The 25949-nt window shown below is 39.9% G+C and carries 21 protein-coding genes; 13 read left to right on the top strand and 8 right to left on the bottom strand.

The features are described from left to right. Window positions 1-75 precede the first annotated feature (75 nt). Window positions 76-537, top strand: coding sequence for a DUF2750 domain-containing protein (locus FTU62_RS03070; protein ID WP_180023173.1), 462 nt, complete (start codon window positions 76-78; stop codon window positions 535-537). Window positions 538-590: 53 nt separating this feature from the next. Here FTU62_RS03070 and FTU62_RS03065 read toward each other — a convergent pair whose 3' ends face one another. The 4 genes from FTU62_RS03065 to yccS all read right to left on the bottom strand — a co-directional run bounded on the left by FTU62_RS03065 (window position 591) and on the right by yccS (window position 7173). Beyond that, window positions 591-1361, bottom strand: coding sequence for a YdcF family protein (locus FTU62_RS03065; protein WP_180101806.1), 771 nt, complete (start codon window positions 1359-1361; stop codon window positions 591-593). Between the two features lie 105 nt (window positions 1362-1466). Continuing rightward, the gene (locus FTU62_RS03060) at window positions 1467-4169 is read right to left on the bottom strand and encodes a sulfite reductase flavoprotein subunit alpha (protein WP_180101805.1); all 2703 of its coding nucleotides are present in this window, start codon (window positions 4167-4169) and stop codon (window positions 1467-1469) included. Window positions 4170-4358: 189 nt separating this feature from the next. After that, on the bottom strand, window positions 4359-4919 hold the full coding sequence (locus tag FTU62_RS03055; protein ID WP_078191438.1) for a YcxB family protein: 561 nt from the start codon (window positions 4917-4919) through the stop codon (window positions 4359-4361). A gap of 85 nt (window positions 4920-5004) precedes the next feature. Further along, on the bottom strand, window positions 5005-7173 hold the full coding sequence (yccS, locus tag FTU62_RS03050; protein ID WP_180034501.1) for a YccS family putative transporter: 2169 nt from the start codon (window positions 7171-7173) through the stop codon (window positions 5005-5007). Between the two features lie 135 nt (window positions 7174-7308). Between yccS and FTU62_RS03045 the strand changes: the two genes are divergently transcribed. The 10 genes from FTU62_RS03045 to FTU62_RS03000 all read left to right on the top strand — a co-directional run bounded on the left by FTU62_RS03045 (window position 7309) and on the right by FTU62_RS03000 (window position 19316). Continuing rightward, the gene (locus FTU62_RS03045; protein WP_180101804.1) at window positions 7309-8511 is read left to right on the top strand and encodes a multidrug effflux MFS transporter; all 1203 of its coding nucleotides are present in this window, start codon (window positions 7309-7311) and stop codon (window positions 8509-8511) included. A 643-nt stretch (window positions 8512-9154) separates the two neighbouring features. Further along, window positions 9155-10420 carry a DcaP family trimeric outer membrane transporter gene (locus FTU62_RS03040; RefSeq protein WP_180101803.1) on the top strand — a complete coding sequence of 422 codons (1266 nt, stop codon included), beginning with the start codon at window positions 9155-9157 and terminating at the stop codon, window positions 10418-10420. A gap of 627 nt (window positions 10421-11047) precedes the next feature. After that, window positions 11048-12289 carry a sodium/glutamate symporter gene (gene gltS, locus FTU62_RS03035; protein ID WP_180101802.1) on the top strand — a complete coding sequence of 414 codons (1242 nt, stop codon included), beginning with the start codon at window positions 11048-11050 and terminating at the stop codon, window positions 12287-12289. A gap of 63 nt (window positions 12290-12352) precedes the next feature. Continuing rightward, the gene (locus FTU62_RS03030; protein WP_180101801.1) at window positions 12353-13828 is read left to right on the top strand and encodes a sodium:alanine symporter family protein; all 1476 of its coding nucleotides are present in this window, start codon (window positions 12353-12355) and stop codon (window positions 13826-13828) included. Window positions 13829-14070: 242 nt separating this feature from the next. After that, entirely contained in the window at window positions 14071-15063 is a 993-nt protein-coding gene (locus FTU62_RS03025; protein WP_078192242.1) for a patatin-like phospholipase family protein, read from the top strand. A 386-nt stretch (window positions 15064-15449) separates the two neighbouring features. Continuing rightward, window positions 15450-15626: a hypothetical protein gene (locus tag FTU62_RS03020; RefSeq protein WP_171263721.1), complete on the top strand. Its 177-nt coding sequence runs from the start codon at window positions 15450-15452 to the stop codon at window positions 15624-15626. A 282-nt stretch (window positions 15627-15908) separates the two neighbouring features. Further along, window positions 15909-16430 carry an acyl-CoA thioesterase gene (locus FTU62_RS03015; RefSeq protein ID WP_078192241.1) on the top strand — a complete coding sequence of 174 codons (522 nt, stop codon included), beginning with the start codon at window positions 15909-15911 and terminating at the stop codon, window positions 16428-16430. Between the two features lie 194 nt (window positions 16431-16624). Beyond that, complete coding sequence (locus FTU62_RS03010; RefSeq protein WP_180101800.1) at window positions 16625-17221, top strand: TetR/AcrR family transcriptional regulator; 597 nt, start codon at window positions 16625-16627, stop codon at window positions 17219-17221. After that, window positions 17218-18423 carry an MFS transporter gene (locus tag FTU62_RS03005; protein WP_180101799.1) on the top strand — a complete coding sequence of 402 codons (1206 nt, stop codon included), beginning with the start codon at window positions 17218-17220 and terminating at the stop codon, window positions 18421-18423. Before FTU62_RS03010 ends, FTU62_RS03005 begins: the two co-directional genes overlap by 4 nt. Then, window positions 18423-19316 carry a LysR substrate-binding domain-containing protein gene (locus FTU62_RS03000; protein ID WP_180034494.1) on the top strand — a complete coding sequence of 298 codons (894 nt, stop codon included), beginning with the start codon at window positions 18423-18425 and terminating at the stop codon, window positions 19314-19316. Before FTU62_RS03005 ends, FTU62_RS03000 begins: the two co-directional genes overlap by 1 nt. Window positions 19317-19436: 120 nt before the next feature. On the opposite strand, the gene FTU62_RS02995 is transcribed toward FTU62_RS03000, so the two are convergent. Continuing rightward, a complete protein-coding gene (locus FTU62_RS02995; RefSeq protein ID WP_180101798.1) occupies window positions 19437-20345 on the bottom strand; it encodes a DUF4349 domain-containing protein in 909 nt (302 codons plus the stop codon). Between the two features lie 215 nt (window positions 20346-20560). Between FTU62_RS02995 and FTU62_RS02990 the strand changes: the two genes are divergently transcribed. Beyond that, a complete protein-coding gene (locus FTU62_RS02990; RefSeq protein ID WP_180101858.1) occupies window positions 20561-21169 on the top strand; it encodes a glutathione S-transferase family protein in 609 nt (202 codons plus the stop codon). A 212-nt stretch (window positions 21170-21381) separates the two neighbouring features. On the opposite strand, the gene FTU62_RS02985 is transcribed toward FTU62_RS02990, so the two are convergent. The 3 genes from FTU62_RS02985 to FTU62_RS02975 all read right to left on the bottom strand — a co-directional run bounded on the left by FTU62_RS02985 (window position 21382) and on the right by FTU62_RS02975 (window position 24318). After that, window positions 21382-22026: a hypothetical protein gene (locus FTU62_RS02985; protein ID WP_180101797.1), complete on the bottom strand. Its 645-nt coding sequence runs from the start codon at window positions 22024-22026 to the stop codon at window positions 21382-21384. A 122-nt stretch (window positions 22027-22148) separates the two neighbouring features. Further along, window positions 22149-23753, bottom strand: coding sequence for a bifunctional 3-(3-hydroxy-phenyl)propionate/3-hydroxycinnamic acid hydroxylase (locus tag FTU62_RS02980; protein WP_180101796.1), 1605 nt, complete (start codon window positions 23751-23753; stop codon window positions 22149-22151). A gap of 343 nt (window positions 23754-24096) precedes the next feature. Beyond that, entirely contained in the window at window positions 24097-24318 is a 222-nt protein-coding gene (locus tag FTU62_RS02975; protein WP_078191424.1) for a hypothetical protein, read from the bottom strand. Window positions 24319-24886: 568 nt separating this feature from the next. Here FTU62_RS02975 and FTU62_RS02970 point away from each other — a divergent pair. Continuing rightward, a complete protein-coding gene (locus FTU62_RS02970; RefSeq protein ID WP_180101795.1) occupies window positions 24887-25900 on the top strand; it encodes a GTP-binding protein in 1014 nt (337 codons plus the stop codon). Window positions 25901-25949: the final 49 nt, after the last annotated feature.

Here is a 25949-nt window from a genome sequence, read left to right as displayed (position 1 = left end):
TCCCCAAAAGCTTGCCTAAATTTTCTGATTTACATAGAATCCGCTCTATAATAATTTTAATATTGTATGTGATCTATGAGAAATCCATATCAGCGCAAGGCAGCGTCTAAAACTCAAACTACAAATTACAATCCTCAAGAAACCTATAAACAATTTATTGAAAATATGGTCGCTCAAGGTGGCGTGATTGCGTTATATCAAGATGGTTGGGCACTTTGTGCGACACCTACAGGTCAGCGTTCCTTCGCCATTTGGCAAAATCGTGGTTTGGCACGTTTATTAATTAAAGACAATTGGTCCAATTATGAAATTCAGGAAATTTCATTAAAAGACTTTATCGAAAAAGTCATTCCGTTTTTACGCAGCGAGAGCACTACGGTATCTTTAGATTTGACCCCAGAAGGGCAAAATATTTTGGTTGCGCCTGAAAAGATGCTGTTAGATATTAAAAATTATTTATATCAAGTCTATCAACAGCGCCCAGAAATCTTTGAAAACCTTAAAATTCCTTTGCCACGTAACATTCGTTTAAATTAATGGTTTATTCACAGCATAAAAAGCCCTTGTTTACTGATCAAACAAGGGCTTTTTTAATATTCATTGAGTACAAAACCGCTCAAAAAGGCAAAATATTCACGTAACCAAGAGTTGTAGCGGATGTACAGCGGTGTAGGCGCTGCAATGGTATACACCTGTGTATAGCCTAACTTTTGTGCAATTGCTTTTGCACGTGGAAGGTGAAAGTCACTACTGGCAATTGCAATGGGGGCATCAAGCGAAATTTGATGTTGTTTTAAAATCATTTTACTGTTGATCAGGTTGAGCTCTGTACTGGTACTTTTGCTTTCTTCATATAGACGTGCCGCTGAAATGTCATAGTGTTGAAGTAAATAGCGCTTCATGACAGAGGATTCGGTCATTTTTTCATTAAAGCCTAAACCACCCGTCATGATCATAATAGTATTGGGTTGTTGCAAGGCATACGGTGCTGCGGCATCGAGACGCGCCTTTAAGGTCGGAGAGGGTTGACCATTTTCAATACCACTACCCAAAACGATGATGGCTTGGACGGAAGTAAATGGCTTGGATTGCTGGCTATTGAAGTGTAAATACGCAAAAAACAGTAAAAGGCTCAATAGCCAAAGCCAAAACAACCACCATGTAGCACGCCAGAGCCTTTTGAGTTTAGGGTATTGATCTAAAATATTGTGGATTTGCGTCGAAAATAGTCCGGATAAAAGAAAAATACACCCAATGACTAAGGGTAAAAGGATGCCTAAATGAATTTTATCTAATGTAAGCAACCAAATGGCATCTACACAGAGCAGCAAACCTACACAAAGCAGTAGTATTCTTTTCATGCAAAAAATTAAAGCAGTATCCGTATTTGGCCCAAGTATAGCGTGAAAAAAACCAGACACGAGGTCTGGTTTTGAGTTCGGACTATTTATTGGAAAACATCTTACTTAGTAAACATCACGACGGTAACGCCCAGCTTGACGCAGTTCAGCAACAACATCTTCACCTAGTATATCAATCAATGCGTGGTCAACGTCCGTTGCCATACCATTGATACTACCGCAGACGTAAATCACGGCACCTTGTTCTACCCATGATTTTAATAAGGTCGATTGGTCACGTAGCTCATGATGCACATAGCGTTTCTCCATTTGATCACGAGAGAAGGTGAGGTCTATGCGTTGTACTAAGCCTGTGTTTTGCCATGCTTCAATGATGTCTTGATAAAAGAAATCATGTGCGCGTTGGCGCTCACCAAAAATCAGCCAGTTTTGCGTATAGTCTTGACGAACTCGTGTATGTAACAGGCTGAGTAAACCAGCAATACCTGTACCGTTACCAATACAAATCACAGGACGATTATCTGCAATCAGATGGAATGATTCATTGGTACGAATACGCAGTTGTAGTGTGCTATTGATCGCAGCATGTTGTGTTAACCAACCAGAGCCTAAACCAAGCTCACCATCCGCATTGGATTGCTGACGCACCACTAAGCGTAATACTTGCTGACTTGGAATACTGGCAATCGAGTATTCACGAGTTGGAAGCGGTGGAAGCTGTTCAAGCAAATGATCAAGGTTGGCAAATGGTTCGACATCCGTATTTAGGTTACGATCCCATAATGCATCTTCAATGCGTTGCTGAGTAGAATCAACCACTTGCTGACTCTGAATCTGGTACTTTTGCATGAAGTTTGCAATACGTTCAGCACTATTACCCGGCTGAATCTCTGCAATATCACCCGCTTGCCAGTTGGCTTCATGTTGCGGTTTTAACTCAATATTAAATGCAGGTGCACCTAAACTGTTCGGGTTGAGTAGATCACGTTTGGTCAATGTCCATGCATCAAAAGTTTTTTCAATTTGCATGTGCTGAAGTTCAAGTTTAGTCGCTTTGGCTAAAGCACTATTCCATGCTTGAATGGCTTGGGTGTCGCCATTATTGACTTCAATCGTGTTAAACAGGGGCTTCGCAGCATTACTCTGCATCCAACGATGAATCGCATGACCAAAGCTACAGAAAGTATCAGGATATTCTTTAGAACCTAAAGCTAATACGGCAAACTGAACATGACTCAAATCGAGGCCTTGTGCCATCAGTTTACGTTCAAAGCTTGAAGCAAGGTCAGGTGCTTCCCCAGTGCCATAGGTACTTGCAACAAATAAAACCTGAGCGGCTTGCGTTAAGTCATCTGCTGAAAGTTGCTGAACAGCTTTCACTGTGACAGGCTGACGAGCCTCTTGTAAGCTTGTTGCTGTACGCCATGCCAATTGTTCAGACTGACCTGTTTGTGATGCATAGCAAATTAACCAAGGCTGTGCATTTGGGTCGATGGTAACTGGTGCTAAGCTTTGACGGGCTTGCTGTGTCAGTTTTTTCTGTTTACGACGTTTGAGATAGAGCATCCATCCTGTGACAAAGAACAGCGGCATCATGAGGGATGCAATAACCACAAAGAACTGATAAATCGGTCCGAAGAAACTACCGCGATGTACAGGCAACATGCTGGTCATGATTTTTTCATTTAGCTTTTTATCTTCGTATAACTCGATATTGGTGAGAGCAGACGTTTTGTAGTTATAAGTCGCTTTGTTGCGAGCACGTTCATGTTGAGGGACGGCATCCACAAAGTTAATTTCTAATTCACCATTGGCTTTTTTCGGAATATTAAAAGTGACACTTGAGTATTCACGACCAATATTTTGATTAAAGCCATTCCAACTTTGCGTAAGGGTAATATTCACTTGTTCTGGTTTTAGACCACGTTTTTCTCCGCGACCTTCAGCACCATGTTTATTTTCTTGAGCGCCGTGTTCAGAGGGACTCGACGTTGTAGGGTTTCTTTCAGAACGTGCTTGGTGTTCGCCATGAGTTTGTTTTGCCTCAGTGGCTTGTTTTTCACCACCTTGCTTTGCACCCGCCTGTTCAGCAGGTTGTCCATTCGGTTTTGGACCTTCTTGTAACTGGGGCTGTGGACGTTCAACGCCCATGACTTTAAACATGCCATTACGCCACCAGTCATAAGACCAGTACAGGCCTGTACATGCCAACATGAGATAGAAAATAATCACCCATGTGCCGACGACAGCATGTAGATCCCATAGGAAATTACGACCTTTAAGCTTTGGTTTTACTGCAAGCCATTGTTTAACAGAATGTCTTTTGGGCCAACGCAGATATAAACCACTCAATACAAAATAAATCAGCATGAGTGTACATGCGCCGGTAATTTGTTTACCAACAGGGCCAACAGTTAAATTACGGTGTAGCTGCTGTACAAACTGGAAGAATTTTTGACCTTTGATTTCAGGTAAAACTTCGGCTGTATAGGGGTTAACCATCATGTTATAGCCACGACGAGCACCTTCTTTGACAATATTCACGGTACTTGAGGCGGTAGCATCTGAGGCAATAGAGATGCTGTTAATTTTCATGTCAGGATCAGACTGACTAAAGTGCTGATAAAGCTCAGCAGGGGTTAGTTTAGGTTGCTGTTGAGCCTGAACCACATAACTGTCCTGATTGATTGCTTTAAGTATTTGCTGTTCATAGGAATAAATGGCACCTGTAACCCCCATGAGCGAGAGTATTAAGCCGGCACTAATCCCCAAGAACCAGTGAATCTGGAAAAGGGTTTTCTTAAACATGATGGATTTAATATTGATAAAAGGTTGCTGAATTGCGACGAATTATAAACGATGATGTAGTAGAGAATGTGGAAAAAGTAAGTAATATTCATTCTCATTATTGTAATTATCAATAATTATTCAAAAATTAAACAGATAAAAAAACCTCCAAAAAGCGGAGGTTTTTTTATACATAAATGTCTGTTTAGCTTAAATTGCTTTAGCAGGGCCTACAGTTTCATTTAAATGTTTACGAATGGTCGAAAATGGAAACTTCTTGCTATCCATACGTTTAGGCAAGATGTATGCGCCGTCTTGACCCTTTACTTTAAAGTTCAAAAGGATGAAGTCTTTGGTGTCATACCATTCATGAATGTCTTTCCAACCGACAGTCATCGTCCCCATGTTTGCACCCATACGTTGCTGCATAGAGATCCCATGCGGCTGAACACCCATACGGATGCCTTTAATTTCTTGTACAGGGACTTCGTTCAGTTTGCGTTTCGCATACCATTCGATACCGAATTTACGCACAAGGAAGTAAATCACGACACAGACAATAGCTACCCAGCAAAATACTGTTGAATAGTTCTTAATAAAGATGAGGCCCAAGAGTGCCAGTGCAAGAATTGCACCCATAATTAGCCATGCTTTTTTGCCAATTTTGAAGTTACTGCGAGACAGAACAAGTTGAGCATAACGTTGTTCTTCTTCAGAAATTTCATAAGCCACTGGCTCTAGCGTGTAGGCGTATAAATTTTTTGCGGTCATAGTGAAAGTAACAGATTTAAAACTGTAAAAAGTTTAGCATTATTTATACCAATTCAGTGAGTATATTGTTCCAAAATCATCCAAATTATAGCGAAGCCAGTTCAGTCGATGCCTGATCATGCTCATGACTGAGATTTTGTTTCAATTGGCTAAATTGGTTCAACACGTTAAACATCAAAGAAAGCTGTTGTAGCACAATTAAGGCTTTCTGATCTTCCTCACTGTTTTGTGACAAACGCTGACGGATTTCTTGCAACATATTTTGCGCAGATAAGTCTGGAACTTCGTCACGTAGCAATGCACCTTGAATGTCATCCGCAGCTTTATCCAATAAGGCTAAGACCTGTTGGTCTTGAATTTTTTCACGATGCGCACCTAAGGCCGCGATATAACTAATAAAGGTATGATTGAGGCACAAAAACTCAAAGGCTAAAGCTTTTTGAGTCGGATCGGTATCGGGTTCGGTGGCTAAGGTGGAAATCAGTGAAGCTACTTCTGCATCGGTATTATGGGCTGCACGACGGACCACACGATAATTCAACCCGTTATTACGACCAGATTTGTATTGTTCAACCACTTCGGCCAAATAATCACACTGCGCTTGAATAGAACGGCTGATGGTCCGAGGCAGGCGACGGAATTTCCAATCTGGGAAAATGAAACTCACACCAAACCATGCCAAGGCACAACCAATGAGCGTATCAATCATACGCGGCATAGCTGCAGCAAAACCCATGCCATCTAAGTTAAAGTTGATCAGCGCCAAAATGGTAATAAATGCAGTGGCTTGTGCATATTGCTTACTACGTAATTCAAAAAACAGCACGCCACTTAAAATGAGTAGCAGTAACTGACCTTCGACAGAAGGAACAAAATATAAAATCGCATAACCTAAAATAATTCCGACCAAGGTGCCAATGATACGTAAATAGAGGCGGCGCTTGGTGGCGTTAAAGTTTGGCTGGCTGACAAACAGGGCAGTCAATAAAATCCAATAGCCATAACTGATATTGGTCACTTGGACAAAAATATAACCAATAAATAAGACAGTCGATAAACGCACAGCATGACGGAACAGCACCGATTCAGGGCTCAAATGTTGTTTGAATCGAATGACGATGTCGTCCCAACCTTTTAAATCATCATCTTTTAAACGATTTTCAATCAGGGCTTGTCGGTCAATATAACGCTCGGTTTCGACATTACGTAATTGCGCATCGATGCCTTTTAGGTTTTGGTATAAAGCAAATAAAGAGTTGATCCAGACCTCATCGTATTTTTGCTCTTCACGCAGCTTTTCGAGTGACAGTTTTAGATTGTGGAACGCATGTTTAAAACGTTGATTATGATGATAGGGTTTTCGCTGTAAGATGCTGATACTTAAATCTTTACAGGCTTTGCCTTGAATCGAAAGCACACGTTGAAAGCGAAATAAAATATCACTATGTTCAAAAATACGGGTCAATTTTTGATAATCAATATGCGCGGAATCGGCACGTTCATGAATGTCTTGCGCGACAAAATAATATTGCAGGCTACGACGCGTATCTTTTTGTCCACGGTCGCCTTTTAAACGCGTTAATAAGGCCGTTTTCATATCGTTGAAAATGCCAATTAATTTGCCATTTTCTAGCGATAGCTCAATCAAACTTTGCTGATAACTTTCTGGTGTCATATCGACATCAAACAAGTTAGATTTTGCAAATAAGAAGTCACCTAGAGACGAATAGCTTTGGGCCAATTTGTCCTGAACTTGACGCACAGGAAACAGCAGAAAGCTCAAAGTCGAAAGCAGTCCGTACCACATCGCACCGATGACCAATAAACCTGCTTGTGTATACCAATTTTCAAAAAGTTCAACCCCAAGCATGGAATACACGGAGATCACCAAACAGCCATAAGAAATGGTGGCGTAGCGACGACCCAATGAACCCAAAAGAATCCAACCGATACAAGACACAATCAGGCCCAATGCAAATAAGATCGGATGCGGGAACAACAGATAAATGGATACCGCAGTAACAAAGAACCCGATATAGGTATAAATTTGATTGAGCACACGGACTGAAAAGCGGTCATCGATATCACTCAGACCTGCGGCCACCACACCCAAAGTGAGGGGAATGGTCATTAATTGCTGATCTAAAAAATATGGGACAAAGGCTGTTCCTGCGAAGGCAATGACCATGCGCAAGTTATACATAAAGGTCGTGTTATAGGTTGCTTGTTTCAGTCGTGCGAGCCAGGCGTTCAAAATTTTTCCTTTGCTAAAGCGATGGGGCAGTAAGCAATGTGTATCGTGTGAATTTTCACATTGAAGCCAAGAAATAATACTATGTGCAGTGTAAACTTGTCTGCAAAACTTGCTTGCGATAAATGAATTATTCTTATGAAAAGCGTCGAATCACAAAAGGAATTTTCTCAACGCTGGATCGTCTTGTTGGCATTGCTGACTGCTTTAGGGCCACTTTCAATCGATATGTATTTGCCGGCTTTACCTCAAATGGCCGACGATTTTGGTGTCACAACCCAACAAGTGGCCAATAGTCTTCCAGCGTATTTCTTGGGTTTGGCGATTGGGCAGTTAATTTATGGGCCAGTCAGCGACCGTATTGGGCGTAAAACACCGCTATATTTCGGTTTGGTTTTATATATTTGTGCCGGTTTTCTGTGTGTCTTTGCCAATAGTGAATGGAGTTTGATCGCTGCTCGTGTTTTGCAAGCGTTGGGTGGCTGTGTCGGTGTAGTGATTGCCCGTGCTGCAATTCGTGATCGCTTAAGTATGCAAGCTTCTGCTCAAGCCTTTGCCAGCATGATGATCGTGACAACAATTGCACCAATCATTGCACCTACTTTAGGCGCGTGGGTGTTACAGGTGTTTGAATGGCAATACATCTTTGCGGTATTAGTGCTTGTCGGTATTTTTTGTCTTTTCTGCGTACATTTTTTCTTTCAAGAAACCCTACCTGTTGAGCGGCGCTTAAAATTAAGTTTGAAACAAGTCTTAGGCTTATATAGTGCCATTTTGCAGGATGCAAGTTTCCGCAAACCGATGCTCACAGGCTGTTTTTCTGGCGCGATTTTATTTTGTTATATCAGTGGCTCATCTGCCATTTTAATGGATGGTTATGGTCTGAGCCAACAGCAATTTGCTTATGTATTTGGTGCGAATGCTTTAGGGATTATGGTGTTTTCGACCCTCAATAAGAAACTTGCAAATCGACTGGATGTTCGCCATCGATTGCACTTGGGTAATGCACTTCAATTGTGTGGTGTGCTGATCTTATTGGCGGCAGGATTATTTAATCTTCCCTCTATCATTGTTGTAATGTTGGGCATGTTCTTATGTGTTGCATCAATTGGCTTCACTGGGCCAAATGCCATGGCTTTGGCGATGTCTGAACAAGGCTCACGAGCTGGCACAGCCAGTGCAATCATGGGAAGTATGCAATTTGCCTGTGGTCTATTGGCTGGAGTGTTTTTGAACTTTTTAGTATGGTCAGCGCTGATCAATATGGCCCTGATTATGTTGCTGTTTGTGGTTATTGCAATGTTCACCATGCGTAGTTTAAAAGCTTCAGCCATGGGGTGAACTGAATGAGGGTGATGACGTTTAGCTGCTTTTGTTTATACGTCAGTCATCAATGTACGTGTATTATTGATCAAATATTCACGTCATTCATTATAAATGTTCATCATCCATAACTATGAATGATTGTGCTATTTTCCCATTGTGAGGTCAGTTTCTATTTTCTCGAAACTTATATCTAAGAAATCATCCACTTGAAAATAATTAATGAAACTGCGCATCATTGTTGTCCTAATCTAACGAAATAGAATAATTGTTAAATAAGTATTATTTGCATTAAATACATTACATTATGCTGGATAAATACATTGTGAATGTCTCTATCGGTAATATGTCGGATTTTATCATTTTTATTGCATATCTACAGGGTATGGATTTTTACCTTTAAGGTATGAATATTGAGATTTTTTGCCATCTGAATCGGCTAAGTCCGAATTTTAACTAAATATTTCAGTCTATTTTCAGTGATGGATTCAGCGGTTTTGCTTTTTGCTTTCAAGTATTTCGTTATTGGGGGCTGCAAGTTGGGGCTTTAATGCGACTAAAGCACGGATATGCAGCTTTAAATTTGTCCGCTCAAATAGCTGAATAACAAAGCACCCGGATTTAGGGTATACAACAATGACAGGACAATAGAGAGCTTAGGATGAAAACTCAAACTGTATTCCACCCAATGAAAACCCTTGTTGTTGCCATGAGTTTGGCAACGGTCTCAATGACTCATGCAGGCAGCAATACTTCTGAAATTGAACAATTACGTGCAGAAGTTGCAGAACTGAAAAGTTTGATTAAAGCGCAGCAGCAAGTTCAACAACAGCAACAAACAGAGATTCAGCAAGTTAAAGCGCGTCCTGTTGCACCGCCACCAGCTACCCCAGCTGCAAGCTTAAAATCTAAAACAGGTGCAGATGTAAGTCTTTACGGTTTTGTTCGTGGTGATGCGAACTATATTATTGAAGGTGCGGATAACGACTTTAACAACGTACATACGTCTAAAGAAGAAGCACGAGATAAACTTCGCGCAACTGCAAAAACCACACGTTTTGGTTTAGATTTTACAGCACCCGTCGGTGGTGATGATAAAGTGGGCGGTAAAATCGAGGTCGATTTCAATGGAAGTGGCGAAACTATTCGTCTACGTCATGGTTATTTAACCTTTAACAACTGGTTATTTGGTCAGACCACATCAAACTTCTTGTCTAGCCATGCACCAGAAATGATTGATTTTGCTACTAACGTGGGCGGTGGTACAACTCGTTTGCCACAAGTGCGTTACAACGTAAAACTTGCACCGCAAACACAATTATTTGTAGCTGCTGAAGAAGGTGATAGTAAGGCAACAGCTGCGGGTGATCTTTCTTACCGCGTACCAAATATCACTGCAAAATTGACCCAGGGCTTTGCTGATGGCAAAGGTACAGCATCTGCACGTGCATTAGTCGAAAATTATAAATCGAAAGCTGCAGATGATACTGAAACAGGTTTTGGTATTGCAGCTGGCGCAAGCTATGCAGTAACTGATCAGTTGAAATTGAACGGTGACGTTTCATATGCTGAAGGTAACAGCAACTACTTATATGGCGCAAACAGTGCTTATTCTGTAGTTGACGGCAATATTGAACAAAATAAGTTTACTGCGGTGCAAGTAGGCGCCACTTATAAGTTCAATGAAAAACTACGTTCAACTTTAGCGTACGGCGCATTGTTTGCTGATGATGGCAGTGCATATGCAAATGATGAGGATAACGAGAACGCAAACGAAGAAGTTCAACAAGCGTGGATTAACTTTATCTATGCACCAGTTAAGCCAGTTGAATTAGGTGTTGAATATATCAACGGTAAGCGTAAAGCATTTGATGGTAACTCGTACAATGATAACCGTGTAGGCTTAATGGCTAAATATAGCTTCTAAGCTCAAACTACTGATCTAATCAATCAAAAAAGCCTGACTCAGTTCAGGCTTTTTTGTTGAAACAGGAGATTTTTCAACGCAAATTAACCCATAGCACTAAGCAGATGGAATCACTAAATCGCCTGAGTCATGATGTCGTACTGGTTAAAGCATTCATTTAATCACGTCCTACATGGCATCATGTTCAAATCTTTAATATTTTATATAGATAAAAAATGCGAATACATTTTAGTAAAAACAAACAGATATAACTTTAAATTATAGCAAATAAAACTTTTTGTAATTAAAATTAATGAAATTTCTCTGTTCTCCACGCATAATGTGCGACTTTTCTAATCAGCATTTGATTTTATGTATTTCATCTATGATGTGAATATTGTAGTAAGTGTTGGTTTAGTAAGCATGAACTGCTTTTATGGATTTGTTTTGTCGAATTGAGTTTTCACTTCTTTTAACTCAGGCATACATATTTGAATCAGATGATGAATATTTATGATTGGCAATGAATAGCTGGTAGCCTGATTTATTAGTTAAATTTACAAATTGGAATTGTATTTTAATTAATAAACGCTACTAATTTCTATTAATTGGACTAATAAATATTCTAACCATTTTGGACAAATTATTATGGAATTTAGCTTTAACGCATTTTATACCTTAATTGCGGCGGTGTTCGTTCTTTTATTAGGACGTTTTCTGGTAAATAAAATCAGTTTTTTGAGGCGTTACAATATTCCTGAGCCCGTAGCTGGTGGTTTGGTTGCTGCAATAATTTCATTGGTTGTACATAGCATTTGGGGTTATAGCATTACTACGAGTAGTGAATTACAAACCAGTTTTATGCTGATTTTCTTCGCATCCATTGGTTTAAGCGCAAACTTTGCCAAATTGAAAGAAGGAGGAATTGGTCTTGTTATTTTTCTGGTAGCCGTTGCTTCTTTCATTGTTGTGCAGGATGTCGTTGGTATCAGTCTTGCCACTTTATTGGGTATTGATCCACTGATTGGTTTGATTGCAGGTTCAATTACGTTGACAGGTGGTCATGGTACAGCTGGTGCATGGGGTGAAATTCTTGAAGTTGAACACGGTATACAAGGTGCATTAGCTTTAGGTATGGCAAGTGCAACTTTTGGTTTAATCATTGGTGGTATTATTGGTGGCCCATTAGCTAAGTTGCTAATTAATCGTTATCGCCTAGCAACTCCGCGCACGAATGAGCAAATTGAGCGTAGTGATAACACACCACTAGCTGATATTAATTCAACAGAATATGTACCTTTTGAATATCCACATCGTGTTCGTTTAATTACCGCAGATAATGCAATTACGACTTTGGGCTTATTTGCTGGCTGTTTAGCATTTGCTGATTTTATGACGGCTTTCAGTAAAGGTACGATGTTTGAATTACCGACATTTGTATGGGCTTTAGCTGGTGGTGTCATTTTACGTAATGTATTAGAAGGTATTTTCCGCGTACAAATATTTGATCGTGCAATTGATGTATTTGGTAATGCTTCATTATCACTGTACTTAGCAATGGCACTATTATCGTTGAAACTATGGCAGCTATCAGATCTTGCAGGACCATTAGTTGTGATTTTGGGAGCCCAAACATTAACAATGGCACTATATGCTGCGTTTATCACTTTCCGTGTAATGGGCAAAAATTATGATGCTGCGGTTTTAGCGGCGGGTCATTGTGGTTTTGGTATGGGGGCAACACCTACCGCAGTTGCAAATATGCAAGCCATTACCAATATGTATGGTCCATCTCATAAGGCTTTCCTAATCGTTCCTTTATGTGGCGCATTTTTTGTTGATTTGATTAACGCAACAGTTATTCAATTAATTCTTAAATTCTTTGCTTAATTTAGAAAGGCTCTTCAGAAAAGAGCTTTTCATACTTTTGACCATTTAAAACTAGGGTTGAATATGAATGAACAATTAAATGAAACCCTGTTGGGGTGGATTAAAGTTTTTAATGACCCACTTTGGGATTTCCTTGTTGTCTTCTTGGTTGCTGTTGGTATTTTTTATACTGTAGTAACAGGTGCAGTCCAGATTCGCCTATTCATTCACAGTATGAAAGTGATGAAATCTAGCCGAAAGGAAGGTGATGATGATCATGGTATTACACCATTTCAGGCTTTTGTAACTGGTCTAGCAAGTCGTGTCGGTGTGGGTAATGTGGCCGGTGTTGCAATTGCAATCGCTATTGGTGGGCCTGGTGCAGTCTTTTGGATGTGGATGACGGCATTTTTAGGGATGAGTTCTGCATTTGTTGAATCTTCTTTGGCTCAACTTTTTAAAGTACGGGATACGCAAAATCAGCAATTCCGCGGTGGACCAGCTTATTACATTACCCAAGGCTTAAACCAAAAATGGTTGGGTGTAGTATTTGCGATTGCGCTGATTTCAACCTATGGCTTTGTGTTTAATGCAGTACAAGCCAATGCCATTACGGGTGCAACTTCACATGCTTGGGGTTGGGATAAAGCCAATCTAGTATTGAGTTTGGGCAGTTTTAGTTTTGAAATTTCATGGGTAGGGTTATTCCTTGTCTTTATAACAGCGCTGATTATTTTTGGTGGTATTAAGCGTATTGCAAAAGTGGCAGAACGTTTTGTTCCATTTATGGCATTACTTTATTTGGCAGTCGCGCTCTATATCGCTTTTGCTAACTTTGCGATCTTGCCTGATATCTTCCAGTTAATATTCAGCAAAGCATTTGAGTTTGATGCTGCGGCTGGTGGTTTCTTCGGTGCTATGGTTTCTATGGCGATGATGCAAGGCATTAAGCGTGGATTATTCTCAAACGAAGCGGGTATGGGTTCTGCTCCGAATGCTGCGGCAGCATCAGATGTTAAACACCCGGTCAATCAAGGCCTAGTTCAGATGCTCGGTGTCTTTGTCGATACATTTGTAGTGTGTACCTGTACGGCGATCATTATTTTGGCATCTGGCTTGTATGAAAATGCAGGCTTTGAGGGTGTTGCTTTGACGCAAATGGCGCTTGAAAGCCAGATTGGCGCATGGGGAGATGACTTCCTTGCCATAATCTTGTTCTTATTCGCTTATTCTTCAGTAATCGGTAACTATGCTTATGCTGAAGGTAATGTGCAGTTTATCAATAACAATCCTAAGGTCATGTTTATATTCCGCGTAGTCGTCCTCATGATGGTGTACTTTGGCTCAATCATGAGTGTGCCACTGATTTGGAACTTAGCGGATCTCTTCATGGGCGTGATGGCGAGTATTAACCTCTTTGCGATTTTATTGCTGACGCCATTCTTATTGATGCTGATGAAAGACTACACCTCACAGTTAAAACGGGGTGTAAAAGAGCCAGTATTTAAAATGGATGAACATCCAAAATATAAGGATCGCGTTAATTCCGATATTTGGTAAAGTCAAAAATTAACTTTAAAAAGCTCCGTTATCGGGGCTTTTTTTGCTAGATAAGGGCTTGAATCCTGATGTGGAAATTCTGCTAAACATTGAAACTTTGACAGCCAATGACTTTCTAGGTTGTATGTCAATATAATGTGCATCGGTCAGAGGCATTAACGAATAATAACAGTGACGTGAATGTGGACTGATTAGACTACTTTTTCTCTTCAAATCTCGAGTTGCATTTGGAATATCTCTCAATGAAAAGCATAACTGTTTTGATGACTGCATTCGCAATCAGCCTTGTGGGTTGTCAAAGTGTAGGCTCAAAAAAGGTCAGCGCTGAAATATCCACACAAATTCGAACTTATACAGCAGCACCTGCTCAAGTGGCGAATAACCGCATTGACTTTAAAAAAGTGAAAAAGCAGGAAAAGCGTCCGATTGTTGCGTTGGTTTTAGGGAGTGGTGGGGCACGTGGTTATGCACACATAGGCGCCATTCAGATACTTGAACAGCAGGGAATACACCCAGATTTTATTGTTGGAACCAGTGCGGGTAGCATTGTGGGTTCAATCTATGCTTCAGGTAAAAGTGCCAATGAGTTAAGAGATATCGCCTTAAATATGAAAGCCAATGATGTTCGAGAAATACGTTTGGACAAAAAAGGGTTTTTTGACGGTAAAAAAGTTGAAGATTATATTAATGAGCAAGTTGATGACGTGCCTTTAGAGTTGCTAAAAACCCCAATGTATGTGGTGGCAACCGAGTTAAAGGATGGCAAAAAAGTCGTGTTCAACTATGGTAATACGGGACAGGCCGTTCGTGCTTCGGTGTCGATTCCGAGCATGTTTATTCCAACGATTATTGAAGACACTGAATATGTCGATGGTGGCTTGGTCAGTCCAGTTCCTGTGGACGTTGCACGCGATTTAGGGGCAGATATTATTATTGCGGTGGATATTTTGGCACGACCAATTCATACCGAAACGTCGAATGTTTGGGGCTTGTTTAACCAAAATATCAATATTATGCAAAATCGTTTAGCTCAAGAAGAGCTCAAGCGAGCAGACATTGTGATTCAACCTGATTTACGTGAAAAAGCACATATATTTGATGTGAAAGGGCGTGAAGCGACGATGCTTGCAGGTGAAGAGGCGACCTTAGAAAAACTTGGAGAGATTTCTCGGGTTTATGCTGAACATCAATATAGCAAGGGACATCATATTCCTTATTTAGCAGCCAAAGACTAGGCTGATACGATTCGCAAATTTAAACGCATCCTGTTCACCTCTCAGGGTGCATTTTTATTTCAGCAAAGCATTTTAATTTTTGCTCTCAGCTTTTCCCATGCTCAATAGTATCTAGTAATCATTAATATCTTGGATGTTGATTGGTTTTAGGTCTTAATCAAAAGATTTGCCAAATATAAAAATCGTAATAATAAGAAAATATACAGTTAATTATTTGAAATTAATTAAGAAAATCATATTAATTGGTTTTACGTAGATTTTAAGAGTATATACCTATATTAGCGTTTTTATTCATGTGCTTACGTTTACCAATACTGTTGAAGTGTTTAGAATATCATCAGGTTATTAATACTTAAAACCAATAAATATTTTAAAGGTGGCTGTAGATGAAAACGCTTGATGTAGGACAAAAAGTAAAGCTTGCGATGATGGAAGATAACGTATTTATTGTCACTCATGTACATGTAGATAATTCTTACACGCTAGAAAGTACCAATGATGGTGGACAAAAAACCAGCTATGACAACGTATCTTTCGAGATGTTAAAAGTCTTAGAAGATTAAGTTTAATGCCGTGCTATGTTGAATCGATGAACAACGCGTTTTAATGTATATGTTTTAAATATAAAACACAGCATAGCTTGGATTAAAAAAAACTGATAGATAGCGCGATAAATACTTGTTTATCGGGTGTATATCGTTATCGATATATATTTTACTGAATGATGGTATGATCACTATAAATAATAATGATGGTTTTTTTGCCGATTTGAACATTTAATTTTGATTAAAATCTATATAATAATCACATTAATCATTGTTATATCACGAGTCTAGAGAAACAAGATGTCCCCATTAGATCAAATTGCGAATGCACTAGACGACCAGTCAGAATTATCGATGTCAGTTTTAATGACTCCTGACATGGCGAATTTTTCGGGTAATGTGCATGGTGGAACGATTCTAAAATTGTTAGACCAAGTCGCGTATGCTTGTGCAAGTCGCTATTCTGGTAGCTACGTGGTGACACTATCAGTCGATAAAGTAAATTTTAAAGAACCAATTCACGTGGGTGAGTTAGTGACTTTCCTTGCAAGTGTGAACCATGTTGGTCGTACTTCAATGGAAATTGGTATTCGTGTTGAAGCGCAGAACATTCAAAAACGTACAGTACGTCATACCAATAGTTGCTATTTCACAATGGTCGCTGTTGATGATCAAGGTAAGCCGAAACAAATTCCAGCATTGAATCTAGATAATGACTGGAAACGTTGTCGTTTCGAAGCTGCGGAACAACGTAAAGTGGCACGTTTACAGGAAAATCATCATCCTTCTTGCAGTATTTATAAAAAGTCGACACAAAGCTAATCACTTTGGTGGCTGAATATTTGAAAAGATCGCTTAGGCGATCTTTTTTATTCTGAAATTCTTTTGGATAGTGCAATAGGGATTTGAATTCCGAGTGTGCGACTAAAGTTTATCCTTCAAAGCTCAGTTAAAGATAGTCATTCAGTCCAATACTGTTTAATATAAAACGATACGTAGCGTTTCGTTTTTAAATTATGAGTGAAACTGAAAAAACTTCTCGGCGTAAGCAATGTATCTTACAAGCGGTCACAGATGCTTTAGCGGAAAGTGATTATCGAAGCATGACCATTGAAGATATTGCGGCTCGTGCAGGCGTGGGAAAATCGACGATTTACCGTTGGTGGAAGCATAAGTCCGATCTGGTTTTCGATGCTTTTAAAGCGCACACCGCGTCGGTGTTTGAACTCGATTTATCACAAAGTTTAGAGTTCAATCTAAATCAACAATTGCTCAAACTATCACGGGCTTTAAATCAGCACGTGGGTCGAGCATTGCTGGTTGTATTGGCGGAGCATCGTGAAGCAGCGGGTGAGTTTTTTAAACAGTATTTGTTACCTCGACGAGAAGCGACACGTGAGCTGATCCAATTGGCCATTCAACGAGGCGAAATTCGCGCGGATTATCCTTTCGAACTCATATTGGACATGTTGTATGGCCCGATTCATTATCAGATCATTTTCTTTAATACCCAGCCAGATGAAGACTATATCAAGCGACTGGTGCAGTTGGCGCTAAACCCGATTTTTACGCAGTCCCAAGCCACGCGTAGCAGCGAGACAATGACCTCATGACTACTCAACATCAGGCATCGCTATGGAACAAGTCTTTCGTTTTTTGTCTGTGTAATAACTTGTTTTTATTTAGCTATTACTTTGCGCTGCTGACCATATTGCCCATTTATATTATGAAAGAATTGGGTGGTTCGATTCAGCAAGCGGGTATGGCTTTAACGCTGTTTTTGGTGTCATCCATTGCGATTCGTCCCTTTTCCGGCATGATCATTGAGCGTTTTGGTAAAGCCAATTCTGTACGTATTTCAGGCTTTATCTTTGTCGTTTTTGCGCTGAGTTATTTGTGGATTGACAGCATGTGGTCGTTGTTGGTCATTCGTTTTTTACATGGTTTTTGGTTCAGTATATTAACCACGGTCAATGTTCCCATCGTAAATGATTACATCCCAGATCATCGAAAGGGCGAAGGCATGGGCTACTTTGTCATGTCGACCAACTTAGGCGTGGTGATCGGGCCATTTTTAGCGCTGAGTATGATTCAATTCAGCAGTTTTAGTACCTTATTTGCTGTATTAGCCTTATTGGTTGCAGTGGGCTATATTTTTACGTGGTTGGTTCAAATACAAGAACACGTACAGCATAAATCAAGTGATCAAGCGAGCCAATCCGCAGCCATCCAATGGCGTGATGTGATAGAAACACGGGTACTTGCCATCAGTTTTGTGGCATTGCTGACCGCATTTGCATATTCGAGTGTGATGAGTTTTATCACCGCTTATGCAGAGTTGAAGCATTTACTCGCTTATACCAGTATCTTTTTTATTGTCTTTGCCGTATCGATGTTGATCGTCCGTCCTTGGGTTGGCAAAGTTTATGATCGCAAAGGCCCGAGCGCAGTCATCTATCCATCCTTTATTTGCTTTGCCATTGGTTTGATGGTTGTGAGTTTTCTCACGAATCAATGGGTGCTTTGGATATCGGCAGTTTTTATGGGCATCGGCTACGGTTCAGTGTTCCCATGCCTGCAAACGGTCGCGATTCAAACGGTAGAAAAAGCCCGAATAGGACATGCAATATCCACCTTTTTTGCCTTGTTTGATATTGGCCTTGCTGTCGGTTCGGTCATTATGGGTGTGCTGATTGCATACTTTGGATTTCAGGCAACCTATTTATTTTGTGCGGTGATGGTGCTGTTCACTTTGTGGATGTATCGTCTATTCGTGGCAAACCAATTTAAACGCAGTGCTTTAGGAGCTGAATAATGGAATTACGACATCTACGATATTTTGTTGCGGTTGCCGAAGAGCTAAATTTTACCAAGGCTGCGCAGCGAATGTGTACTGTGCAACCTTCTTTAAGTCAGCAAATTAAAGACCTAGAACAGGAAGTTGGGGTGCAATTATTGATGCGAACCAACCGAAAAGTTGAGCTGACTGCAGAAGGTCAGGCCTTTTTAAAAGAAGCGCGTTTGAGTTTAGAGCATGCTGAAAAAGCCATGATAGATGCGCGTCAAATCGCGCAGCTCAGTAAAGAACAACTGAATATCGGCTTTGTTCCTGTGGCTGAAATGAAGGTCTTTCCTTATATCATGCCAAATATTCGAGCTCAGTTTCCTGAGTTAAAAATTCATTTTCATAGTTTAATGGATGTCGATCAGATCAGTGCAGTGCGTAAGGGAGAGATTGATATTGCCTTTACCCGTTATGTCGAAGAAAGCCCTGATATAGAATTTGTTCAGATTTTTACTGAGCCTTTGGCGCTGATTGTACCGAAAAATTCGCCTGTTGCAGAACAGCGGCATATCAGCATTAAAAACATGAATAATCAGGATTTTATTATTAGCGATGAACACTCATCACCTGAGCTATACCGAATTATTCAAGATTTCTTTAAGCAAAATAAACTGAATGTGAACTTGGTACAGCATTCGACGAATATTTTGTTAAATGTCAATTTGGTCGGTATGGGCGTGGGATGGAGTTTGGTGCCGTCTTATGTCATTCCATTGCTCGGTGATAAAATATTGGTTAAAAGTACAGTTGAACCCTTGCCGACCATTGGTCTGTATGCGAGCTATCGAAAAGATCGTAAAAATGATGCGATCGAGTTGATTTTAAAAGTATTAAAAGAGCAGTTCTATATGGGCTTTTTCTAAGCCTTTAAATATTGCCCTAAGATTTAAATGAAAAAATCCCGAATTAAGCGCTTCGGGATTTTTTTATTTATCGTATTTTTAATCATAGATTAAATGAAGAATGGAGCTTGTTCAGCTCATTCATTTAAACCATTTTTGTAAATAGGGTTTCATCACACGGTAGGCAATCAAACCGATAAAAATAATCAGATAGAGTGGCCAAATCGTAATGAGAATAACCAGTAGGCTCAACACAAATTGCCAACCTTTTTGAATACCATACCACGCTCTTTGCCAGAAACTATCGCCATTTAACTGCGCAACAGCATCAAGGTTAATATCGATATGTTCACGGACAGTGGCAGGTTGAGTAAAGCCAATCACAATCGTGCTATAGCGGACACGATCTTGAACTTCTAAGCGAGTCAGGCGTGAGATCTCATTGACTTGCGCTGCTGCTACATGGTCTGGCACGACCGTTGTTTGCGACATTTTTTCTTCGAGTAGTTTTAGCTCATAGCGTTTTGCCGAATATTGCTGACGGTTCAAAAAATGCATAAGGGGCAACAGTTGATTAACGAAATGTGCAGCTTTTTCACTTGGCACACGAATGATCATTTCCGCTTGCGGATTTACTTTTTCAAAGATTTTAATTTTGCCGTCAGCAATCGGGTAGGATCGACTCTCTTGCACCACAAAGTCGATATTTTTCTGTTCAATAAAGCCGCCTAAACTTAGCATCAGTTTTTCAATTTCTAAGGCCGTTTTAACGACATCTTTCGACTCAAAACTGACATTGGCTTCTCGTACCATTTTACGAGAGGCTTCGGCTGGGTTGACCTGCTCATTTAAAATAGTTTCAGGTTTTTGTGTTGTTGCAGGCGTGGTAGACGGCTCATTGGATGTGCTTTCCGCTGCTTGATCTTGCTGTGTACTGACTTGAGCAGGTTGTGCATCTGCGCTGGCTTCAGTTGCCATTTCTTCGGTTTTCTTGGAACAGCCTGAAATTAAAATCACCGTAAACATGGCAATTAAATATTTATTTTTCATCGATGTAGAGCTCAATTGTTTGATTATCAGAAAGTCGGAGTAAATACTTTTTGCTTTAAATATCAATTCAAATTTAGCGTAATTATTAGTCGGGCGTATTGTATCGGAAAGTGTTTAAAGCAGGGATGAACGCAACATAATTCTACATAAAGCCGCGTATAGTAATAGACAGAACAACAAGGATGAAAATAAGGATATCTACAATGAACCCAGCAATGAAACTCTACAGCAATCCACGCTCACGCAGTAATACTATTCTGCCTTTATTGAAAGAATTAGACATCGAGTCAGAAGTTGAGATTATTGAAGTGCCATATGAAGAGATGCACCAAGCGGCATATCTCAAGATTAATCCCATGGGCAAAGTTCCCTGCTTGGTCGATGGTATTGCCGTGATTAGTGAGACCGCCGCCATCTTTAGTTATTTAGCTGATACATTCAGTGACAAAGGTTTGGCACCCGCCTTGGATGATCCCAAACGTGGTGAATATTTGAAATGGATGTTTTTCTGTCATGGTCCGCTGACTGAATATATGGACATGAAAAATGTCGGCATTAGCACAGAGTTGATGGATGAGAAACGTGGCAGTTTGAGTTTTGGTAATGAAAAAATACTTTTAGATTTTATTAAAACAGGGCTTGCACAGGCTCAACCATATCTGTTGGGGGATAAAATTAGCGCAGCAGATTTGTATTTAGCTTATTGGATGGTGTATGCAATTTCATTCAAAATATTGCCATATTTAGATGAATTTAAACCTTTTATTCAGCAGATTCAGCAACGTGAATCGGTAAAAGATGTGCATTGGTTTCAGTCGGTTTAACTTGGAAGCTTATTTGATTGTTGGCTGAACGTGGTATTGCTATATGTCTATTCATATAACTCTTTCTTTGAGAACTAAAAAGAAAGAGTTTTAAATATCAATCACTAAGATGATAAAGCGATTTTAATTATTGCCATAAATAATGTATGGCATATATTGCGCTAAATTAAATAGACTCAATCGTTGTTGGTTCTATTTAAAAAATCATGGGCTTAATCATCAGATAGAGGTGGGCCTAAATCTCTTTCAAGTTTGGCATATATTTCGAGTAGTCTTTTTTGTTGTGGATCCATATCTAAGGCACGATGCTGCTGATATGTTAATTGATCATTAATCCAATAATAATGCTGAACCGCAGCCCCTGCGAAACTGGTTTTCAAATGGAGTTTGTAATAACCAGAAAATTTATGTTTCTTGGTATCTAGACAGAGATACGCGAAGGTAGACCAACCACTTTCGGGAAATTTAAGGCGAGCTCGGCAGGGCTTCTTTTCTAGTGTAAATGTAGGTGAATAGACTTGGCCTTTTAGAATGATATTTTTATCTTGACCAAAATATTGAGTTTGTAATGCAAATAAAGCAAGAATCACTGTGGTGAGAAAAAAGCTGGCAATGACTGCATAAAAAAATGAAATGTATAAATGGAAGGACAAAAAATTAGATTCTTCGTTTTTGTTCACATCTTTTTCTAAGCGTAATAAATAGCAATTCAAAGAAATAAGAAAACAGAGGCAAAAAACGAAAATAGGTAACCAACTATTGGCATGAAAATGATGTATCTCTACGAAAATGAGTGAACAGATAAAAATAAAACCTAACAAACTATAAATGAATAATTTCTGAAATCTTTTTTGCATTTTGCGAAGCTTATAATTATGTATTGAACGATTATAGCATCTGATGTTTATAGTGATTGTAGAAAAAAATCACCATGCTTTATGCAGGTGATTTTTTAATTCTTGCAGATCTATTTGGATTATTAAGCATGCAATTTTGCAAACAATTGTTGGCTCACGCTGTCTAAAGTTTGTGGAATTGCAATCGCTGCAACAAAACGGTCTGGGCGAAGAATCGTAACAGATTCAGTGGTTTTACCAAACCAACCACGAATATCGGTACCAATATCACCAATCGTAATCACATTGTCGTACTTGGTGCGATTTTCATTGCTAAGCTGAACAGCAGGCAATACTTGGATAAATTTAACGCCCAATTTTTGCCATTTTTTCATGGTCGCATCTGACAGACCCCATTTTGGATCGACGCCCCAAGCAATGATTGCAAAGTCGTTACCGATGACTTCATCAAGTAGGACTTTTTCACCAGATTCAAGTTGAACATATGGTTGAATGAACATTTTACCCACAGGTGAATCTTTAACACCGTTATTGATCAATGCACCATCGTTGTACTTCGGCATTGGCTTGAAGCGCATTTCCAATAGATATTGTTTGATCGGTTTGATGTAATTGAGCGCATACGCGATACCATCACGCACGAAACCTTGCCATTTTTTTGGTGGCGCAAGGACATGACCCGCCATTACAGAAAGATCAATCATCGCTTTGGCATGATCTTTACGTTCAACTTGGTATGTATCTAAAAGCGCTGGGCCAGCTTTGCCTTGTACAACCATAGCAACTTTCCACGCAAGGTTGAATGCATCACGCATACCACTGTTATAGCCTTGACCTTGCCATACTGGCATGATGTGCGCAGCATCGCCTGCAAGTAAAATACGGTCTACACGGAATTTATCTGCAATACGGGCATTGTGGGTATAAACACGCTGACGAATCACTTCAATACCATCGGTCGTTGGAAGTACTTTCGACAATAATTTGGCAATGTTTTCAGGTTTGCTTAATTCTTCTTGAGTTTCACCAGGCATCACCATAAATTCGAAACGACGAATACCGTGTGGAAGTGCAGCAGATACATAAGGACGCACAGGGTCACAGCATAGGTAAATGTGTGGCGTTGCAAGTGGGTCATTATTGATGTCGATCACGATCCATTGGTTCGGTGCAGTTTTACCATCGAAGCCGATGTTGAGGGTACGACGTACCACAGAGTTACCACCATCACAAGCAATCAAATACTGCGTTTGAATTATTTCAGCTTCACCGTCTTTATTTTGAATATTGAGCGTTACACCCTTGGCATCTTGGCTAAAATCAGACAATTGACGAGAGAATAAAACATTTGTGGTTTCGTACTGTTTTAAACCTTGTAGCAGTACATTATCGACTTGTGGTTGAATAAAGGCATTACGACGTGAGAAACCAAATTCACGAGTGAGCGGTTGAATGTCTGCGAAACAACGGCCTTTAGGGGTTAAGAAACGCATCGCGTGGTTCGGTGTCGTATGCGGTAACACTTGGTCCACTAAACCTAATGATTGGATGGTACGTAATGATTCATCATCAATACCAATCGCACGTGGGTAGTCAATCAGGCTGTCTAGTTGTTCAATCACAGTGACTTTGACACCTTGCTTACTTAAGTAGTTTGCAATGGTTAAGCCGACAGGACCTGCGCCCAGAATGGCAACTTCCGTTGTGTAATTTGCTTTATTGCTCATGCGTAAACATCCAATCACTTCACATATGCCACTATTAAGTTCTAAAGCTAGGCTTTCAACAAGCTAGGCATAAGTCGAAACGATGAATCGAATTATCGTGTTTTTTGCAGGGTTTTATTTTAAGTGAATGATATATATTTATTTATATGAAAATCATCAATCATTTTGAATGATTTATCGATCATTAAAATCTATCAATCAGTAGCTTTGAGCATAAAAAAGCCGAACCATTTTTCAATGATCCGGCGACTTTAATTCATTTAGCACAACATTCTATTAGTGAGGGATAAATGTTGAGCAGCAGACTAAATGAATTTAGCGTGTGGAGTACGCTATTCGTCTATTACTGAGCAGGTTGAGCTGGTGCAGAACCTTCAGCATTTGCTTCTGAAGCAGGTTGAGCAGCAGTACCTTCAGCAGCAGTTGTTTCAGTCGCTGGCTGTTCTTGAGTGCTAACCACTACTTTTTCTTGTTCAGGCGCTTCTTGTTTATCTTTGCTCGCAGCAAAACTTGTTGCAGCTGCAGCAGCTAGAGTAGAAGCAAGTAAAATTTGAGTTAATTTCATTTTGAGCATCCTTATATATTTTAGTAAGTCCTGAAAAGATCATCACGTCCATCAGGAGAGAACTCATGCTAAATCGAGAAAACCGAGTGATCAATGCGAGCAACAAAGTGAAACAGACTGGTTAACTGGATGAATACATAACCGTCCATCCTGTGTTTCAAATGTAAAAAAATATCGGAATCTTCATTTAACTTTGCAAGAAAAAATGACCAAATCGGCTTCATGATTCATTCATTGTTTACATGATGATTACATCGATGTCGTAAATAAGCAGAATCCAGAAATTTCACTAAAATCCAAATGTAAGGATTCTTTTCGAGATAACCATTTTTTAAAATATAAGAGTTAACTTTGCCAATAAAGTGTGACCAGATATGTCATGCATTCATGCAAATGGAATAAACAGGCTCTTAATAGCCAGATGATTATACAATTCGTTGGAATACGAGACTGATCTATGCTTTAGGAAAATGAAGACAGAGAAATGAAGACTGGGCTTGCAGCATTTTTTTGAAATCATTATGGTAAAGGCCATCAATCATTGGCTATTTATTTGAGTGAATCACTTTTGAAATTAGTTTCTACCCACGGTGCGATTCCTGTTCATATTATTTCTGGCTTTTTAGGTGCGGGTAAAACCACAGTTTTACAGCAGTTATTGAAGCAAAAGCCAGCGGGTGAAACTTGGGCCGTACTGATGAACGAGTTTGGACAAATCGGGGTCGATCAACAGATGTTGTCGCAAGATCAAGGTTTTGCGGTGAAGGAATTATTGGGTGGTTGTTTATGTTGTAGCAGCCAACTGCCGATGCAAATTGCGTTATCACGGTTATTGTCAGAGGTGAAACCCGACCGACTGTTTATCGAGCCAACAGGTTTGGGGCATCCTGGACAACTTTTGGAGCAATTGACTGAGCCACATTGGCATCCGCATTTAGCCATGCGGGCATTGGTGACCGTGGTCGATGGCTCACGCTTACATGATCAAGATTGGACTTCGCAAAACCTGTATGCCGATCAACTCAAAGTAGCGCAAATCGTGGTAGTGTCTCATGTCGATTGTATGAGTGATGCCGATCAAGCTGGTTTGGAACGACTCAAACAAACGTATTTACCGTATCAGCAGCAATGGATCAATGTCGTCAAAGGTGATTTAAAACTGACAAATATTGATCTCGCCTATGTGGGAAGTCCGCGTAAAATTCAGCCTTTATTGGCCATACAAAAGCAAACGTTGGTCGATGTACCCACAGAAATTAAACAGTTGCCTTATCATTATGTTGAATCCGCTCAGGGCTATAGTGTCGCAGGTTGGAAACTCCCAAAACGATGGACCTTTGATTTTTTTGAGTTGTTAGATTTACTCTGTGAGCAGCAAGATTGGCTACGGATCAAAGGTATTTTTCAGACCGACCAAGGGTGGAAAACCTTTAACTTTAATCCCGATCAGTTTAATTATCAGTCGAGCGAGGAAAGTATCGATAATCGTGTCGAAATTATTTACCAGACTGAACGTGAATGGCTCGAATTTGAAGATCGTTTAATGCAGTGCCGTATCGATGCCGATAAAGCTGAGAAATAAGTAAATCAACGCAGCAAAAGCTTGCTAAATCTTATATGCTAGGCGCCAA

The sequence above is a fragment of the Acinetobacter sp. YH12126 genome, from assembly GCF_013418745.1.
In the GTDB taxonomy this organism is placed as follows: Bacteria; Pseudomonadota; Gammaproteobacteria; order Pseudomonadales; family Moraxellaceae; genus Acinetobacter; species Acinetobacter amyesii.
The sequence above is the reverse complement of the archived record's forward strand: the minus strand, read 5'-3'. Positions and strand labels throughout refer to the sequence as shown.